The organism is Rhizobacter sp. (assembly GCF_035702065.1).
Taxonomy (GTDB): domain Bacteria; phylum Pseudomonadota; class Gammaproteobacteria; order Burkholderiales; family Burkholderiaceae_C; genus Rhizobacter.
In genome coordinates this window covers 1-2,431 of sequence record NZ_DASSRA010000088.1, presented here as the reverse complement: position 1 = coordinate 2,431, position 2,431 = coordinate 1, and the positions used below count along the sequence as shown (strand labels likewise).

The window sequence follows — 2,431 nt, the reverse complement described above, 5'->3', positions numbered from 1 at the left end:
TGGCCGAGCACCACCCCGTGGTGGTGCTGGCCAAGCGCAACATGAACGAGGGGGCCACCCAATGGGCGCAGGGCGGCATCGTGGGCGTGCTGGGCACCGACGACAGCATCGACTCTCACGTGCGCGACACGCAGGACGCCGGTGCCGGCCTGGTCGACGAGCACACCGCGCGCTTCATCGCCGAACACAGCGCCGCCGCCATCGAATGGCTGGTCGCGCGCGGCGTGCCCTTCTCGCCCGACCCCGAAGGTCCGCTCGGCCTGCACCTCACGCGCGAAGGCGGCCACGCCGTGCGCCGCATCGCCCATGCGGCCGACGCCACCGGCAAGGCCATCCACGACGTGCTGCTGGACGAGGTGGCCAAGCACCCCAACATCCAGCTGCGTGAGCGCTGGATGGCGGTCGACGTGATCACGTCTCGCCACCTGAAGCTCGACGAGCCGCCACGCTGCTACGGCGTCTACGCGCTCGACATCGACAAGCAGCGCGTCGAGACCCTGCCTGCTGCGGCCGTGGTGATGGCCACTGGCGGCGCCGGCAAGGTCTACCGCTACACCACCAACCCCGACACCTCCACCGGCGACGGCATCGCGATGGCCTGGCGTGCGGGCGCACGGGTGGGCAACATGGAGTTCATCCAGTTCCACCCGACCTGCCTCTATTTCCCAAGCGGCCACCCGCAGGACCGCAGCTTCCTCATCACCGAGGCGCTGCGCGGCGAGGGCGGTCACCTGAAGCTGCCCGACGGCACGCGCTTCATGCATGCGCACGACGAGCGTGGCGAACTGGCACCGCGCGACATCGTTGCCCGCGCCATCGACTTCGAGATGAAGAAGCACGGCGTCGACTACGTGCTGCTCGACGCCACCCACCTGGGTGCGGAGTTCCTGAAGGAACACTTCCCGACCATCTACGCACGCTGCCTCAAGCTCGGCATCGACATCACCCAGCAACCCATCCCCGTGGTGCCGGCCGCCCACTACACCTGCGGCGGTGTGGTCACCGACCTGCATGGCCGCAGTGACATCCCCGGCCTCTACGCCGTGGGCGAGACCACCTACACCGGCCTGCACGGCGCCAACCGCCTGGCCAGCAACTCGCTGCTCGAATGCGTGGTGCTCGGCAAGACCTGCGCCGACGACATCCTGGCCCGAGACAGCGGGGCGCACCCGGCACTGCCGGCCTGGGACGAGAGCCAGGTCGAGAACGCTGACGAGCAGGTGGTCATTGCGCACAACTGGGACGAGCTGCGCCTGCTGATGTGGAACTACGTGGGCATCGTGCGCACCACCAAGCGGCTGGAGCGTGCCCTGCACCGCATCCAGCTGCTGCGTGGCGAGATCGACGACTACTACGGCAGCTTCCGCGTCACGCGCGACCTGCTGGAGCTGCGCAACCTGGTCGACTGCGCCGAGCTCATCGTGCGCTCGGCCTTGATGCGGCATGAGAGCCGCGGCCTGCACTACAGCCGTGACTTCCCGCAGACGCTGCCGGTGAGCTTTCCGACGATCCTGATGCGACCGGCGGGGCGTACGCAGCGACAACCGCAGCCGCGAGGGGCAGGGCCGACGGGCTTGTGGCGCTAGGTTTGGGACGGGTGGTGCGAGGCTTCGATACCTCAGCCTGAGCGGCTGATGGCATGCGAGGTCTCCGAACACACACCACCCGCTCAGGCTGAGGTATCGAAGCCCCGCTCGGCCCCAGCAGGTTACGCCGCCGCGAACTGCGCCAGCCGCTGTCCGATGATCGCCTCGGCCTCGGCCATGATCCGGTCGATCAGCTCCTTCACCGTCGGCACGTCGCGGATCAGCCCCGCCACCATGCCGCACGACCACGCGCCCAGGTCCATCTCGCCCTCTTTCATGATGCGTGGGTAGACACCGGCCACCTCGGCAGCGATGTCGTCGAACTTGATCGAGGCACCCAGTTCGCGCTCCTTCTGCAGCAGGCGTTCGACGGCGGCGTTCTTCAGCACGCGCTCGGTGTTGCGCAGCGGACGCATCACCAGCCGCGTGTCGAGCTCGCTCGCGGCGACGATCGCGTCCTTCACGTTCTGGTGCACCGGCGCCTCCTTCGTGGCGATGAAGCGCGTGCCCATGTTCATGCCGTCGGCACCGAGCGCGAGCGCCGCCACCAGCGAGCGGCCGTCGGCCATGCCGCCCGAGGCCACGAACGGGATCTTCAGCTCTTCGGCCGCACGCGGCAGCAGGATGAAGTTGGGCACGTCGTCTTCGCCGGGGTGCCCGCCGCACTCGAAGCCGTCGACGCTCACCGCATCGCAGCCGATGGCCTCGGCCTTCAGCGCATGGCGCACCGAGGTGCACTTGTGGATCACCTTCACGCCGGCTTCCTTCAGCGCGGGCAGGTACTTCTGCGGGTTGTTGCCGGCGGTCTCGACCGCCTTCACGCCACCGTCGATGATGGCCTTCAC

General features: G+C 68.5%; 2 protein-coding genes. One reads left to right on the top strand and one right to left on the bottom strand.

Annotated features, from left to right (window positions below):
• Positions 1-1,586 (top strand): L-aspartate oxidase (nadB, locus tag VFL64_RS04150; RefSeq protein WP_489539122.1); only part of this gene is annotated, 1,586 nt, incomplete at its 5' end.
• Between the two features lie 122 nt (positions 1,587-1,708).
• On the opposite strand, the gene VFL64_RS04145 is transcribed toward nadB, so the two are convergent.
• On the bottom strand, positions 1,709-2,431 hold a 723-nt coding region (locus VFL64_RS04145; protein ID WP_489539121.1), incomplete at its 5' end, for an NAD(P)H-dependent flavin oxidoreductase.